The organism is Streptomyces sp. UNOB3_S3 (genome assembly GCF_020740895.1).
Taxonomy (GTDB): domain Bacteria; phylum Actinomycetota; class Actinomycetes; order Streptomycetales; family Streptomycetaceae; genus Streptomyces.
The window spans coordinates 1-3,318 of sequence record NZ_JAILXP010000553.1 but is presented as its reverse complement, the minus strand read 5'-3'; the positions used below and the strand labels follow the sequence as shown (position 1 = coordinate 3,318).

Below are 3,318 nucleotides of genomic sequence, written 5' to 3'. Positions count from 1 at the left end.
GGGGTGGTGTTCACGCGCAGGCCCTGTTCCACGGCTCGCGGTGCGCGGGGGCGGGGTGCTCCTCGGTGGCCGTCCGCTCCAGGACGTAGTGGCTGGGGCGGCCCGCCCGGTACGCCAGCGTGGCGCCCGCCTCCTCGGCCTCGGCCCGCTTCATGAGGGTGTAGCGGCCGCCGGTCTCCACGGCGACGCTGTGCCAGGGCGTCAGCCAGACGTCCGGGGTGTCGGCGAGCAGGATGCCGATCTTGTCCGTGGCGCAGGGCTGGGGGTGGATGGAGAGCCGCACGGCGGCGGGGAAGAGCTGGCCCAGCAGGTCGCCCCACGCCTTGCTCCGCTGGATGACTCCGTAGGCGAGCTTACGGCAGTGCCGCTGGAGCGCGGACCGGGTGCCGGTGTAGCCGGGGCCGGAGAGATCCTCCAGCATGAACCGGGTGATGCCCCGGTACATGGCCAGCGGGGCGCCGCCGGCACGGACCTCCTCGCGCAGTTCCTCGACCGTCGGGGCGTAGCCGGAGGAGAGCATGGCGCGCATGTCGACGTGGCCGGCGCCGCTGTAGACGTCGTCGAGGGTGAACTGCTCGAGGTGGGTCGCGCCGATCCTCTTGATCATCTGGTCGATGCCCCGGACGTAGCCGGTGACGTCCTCGTCGCTCACGCCGAGCAGGTCGTTGAAGACCCGGCCGTCGGAGCAGAGCAGAATGGCGGCTCCGGGCGGGTGGATCGCGGCGATGCGCTCGCACAGCCCGTCGAGGAAGCGCAGGGCGAGCTCCTCGGCGAGGTCGGGCAGCGGGCCGAGGACCTTGGCGGGGTTGGGGGACTTCGTCGGGAAGGCCGGCAGGACGAAGTCGATGCGCCGCCCGCTCTCCATGGCGCTGCGCACCGTGTCCAGGTGATGCCTGACACACCGGAGGCAGACCCGCCCGGCGCAGCCTCCGTCGCGCAGTCTGCGCTGGTGGGCCAGTACCTCCCGGAGTACTTCTACGGCGGCCAGTTCGATATCGGGTGCGGCTGGATAGGACACCGCGTCTCCCTTCGTGGACGTGGGTCCCACCGTGCCGGTCGGGCGCATGAGAAACGCACAAGGACCGCACAGCGCGGCGCGCGGGCCCGTGGGACCCGCGCGCCGCGCTGTGGTGAACGGGGCGGTTCGCCCCTTGTGCCGGGCCGTTCCGCCCCGTTCCGCCCGCTATATCGAGGGCGCCCCCTCGGCGAGGGGGCGTGCCGGGGCGCCGGTGCGCGCGGCGGCGGCTATCTCCAGCCGGGCGCGTTCGGCCCAGTACGGCATGCGCAGGCCCCGGAACCCGGCCAGGGCCTCGGCGAGGTGGCCCGCGCCCCGGCCCGGGTCCCCGAGCGCGGCGTGGGTGCGGCCCAGCCAGTACGCGGTGAGGGCCGCGCCCCGGCGCTCGCCGAGCTCGGCGAAGATGGACGCCGCCTCGCCGAGCGGGCCGAGCGCGCGGGGGGCCTGGTCGAGGCCGAGGCCGACGTGCATCCGTCCCAGCGTCAGCAGGGCGTACGCCTCGCCGGGTCGGTGCCGCACCATACGGAACCCGGCCAGGGCGCGGTGGAGATGGCGGGCGGCGCGGCCGAACCTGCCGTGGCCGATCTCGGCCCAGGCCAGCATCTGGAGGACGTCGGCGAGCGCGAGCGGGTGGCCCAGCCGCTCCGCCGCCTCCAGGGCCGGCTCCAAGACGCCGATGGCCTCCGCCTCGCGCTGCCGGCACAACAGGGCGAAGCCCAGGCTGCGCAGGGCGACGACCCGGCCGTGCGCGTCGCCGAGGCGCTCCATGACGGTGGCGGCCGTCTCGGCGTCCTCGTGGGCGAGCCGGTCCATGCCGCGGTCGGCGACGGCGAAGCTGCGGTGGGTGCGCAGCCGGGCGGCGTGGTGTTCCTCGCCCAGCTCGTCGAGCCGCTCGATGGCCGGGGCCCAGCGGGTCACCGCCTCGTCCACCTGCCCCCGTACGGCCAGGGCCCTGGCCAGGGAGCCCTGGGCGACCGCGGCGGCGACGGGGTCGCCGTCGGCGGTGGCGCGGTCGAGCGCGGCCTCCGCGACCCGCTCCCACTCGTCCCACCAGTTCCGCAGGTGACAGATGTCCTCCATGGCGGCGGCGAGCCCGGCCGTCTGCGCGCCGTAGCCGGAGGCGGCGGCGAACTCGACGGCCGTGACCAGGCCGGGCCGTTCGCTCTCCAGCCAGCCGAAGGGGTCGTCCGTCGTGGCCTTCGGGGCTTCGCCGGTCCCGGGGCCGGCGACGTCGCCGGTGCCCGCCCGGACGAGCCGGTCGGCGGCTGCGCGGACGCGGGAGAGACAGTCGTCGAGGAGCCGGGCCACGGCCGCCCGCCGCCACTCCGGGGTCTCCTCGGCGAGGGCGCGCTCGGCGGCGTAGGCGTGCAGGAGGTCGTGGGTGCGGTAGCGGGGCCGCCCCTGGGCGTCGACGCGGGCGACGCGCACCAGGTTCGCTTCGAGCAGCGCGGCGAGGAGGTCGTCGGTGGCCCGCCCGGGCTCGGCGGCACGCCCGGGCTCGGCGGCGGGTTCGCCGTCCGGGGCGGTCAGCAGCGCGGTGAGGGTCCAGGCCGGGAACTCCGGTGACGGGAGCATGCCGATGGCCCGGAAGGCCCGTGCGGCGTCGGGCGCCAGGTCGCGGTAGGTGGCGGCGAGCCAGACATGGGCGGTGAGTTCCCCGGCCGGGCGCTGGTGCTCCTCGGGGCACGACCGTGCCTCGGCGAGGCGGTCGGCCAGGCAGCGCACCCGCCAGTGGGGGCGGCTCGCGAGGGCCGCGCCCGCGACGCGCAGCGCCAGGGGCAGTCCGGCGCAGCCCGCCAGGACCTGTTCGGTCGCCTCCGCTTCCACGGCGAGGCGCCGGGTGCCGATGATGCGCCGCAACAGCGTGGCCGCCTCCTCGTCGTCGAACGGCGTGATGTCGATGAGGTGCGCGCCGCCGAGGCCGGAGAGCCGGTTCCTGCTGGTGGCCAGGACGGCGCACTCGGGGGCGCCGGTGAGCAGCGGACGGATCTGGTCCGCGTCCCGTACGTCGTCGAGGACGACCAGCGCCTTGCGGTCGGCCACCAGGGAGCGGAACATCGCCACGCGGTCCACCGTCGCCCGGGGCACCGACGAGCCGGGGACGCCCGCGCGGCGCAGCAGCTCCGCGAGGAGCGCGGCGGGCGTGCGCCGGGGGCCGCGCGCACCGTCCAGGTGGAGGAACAGCTGGCCGTCGGGGAAGGCGTGCCGCAGCAGGTGGGCGAGGCGGGCGGCCAGGGTGGTCTTACCGACGCCCGGGGGACCGGTGAGGACCACCACGGACGCGGCCGGGGCCGGGCCGGCGG

The 3,318-nt window shown here is 76.3% G+C and carries 2 protein-coding genes; both read right to left on the bottom strand.

The window, feature by feature from the left end:
• Nucleotides 1-10 precede the first annotated feature (10 nt).
• Nucleotides 11-1,018: an L-tyrosine/L-tryptophan isonitrile synthase family protein gene (locus K6I33_RS33460; RefSeq protein ID WP_229358508.1), complete on the bottom strand. Its 1,008-nt coding sequence runs from the start codon at nt 1,016-1,018 to the stop codon at nt 11-13.
• Between the two features lie 165 nt (nt 1,019-1,183).
• Nucleotides 1,184-3,318: NB-ARC domain-containing protein (locus K6I33_RS33455; RefSeq protein ID WP_229358506.1), on the bottom strand; the 2,135-nt coding region annotated here is incomplete at its 5' end.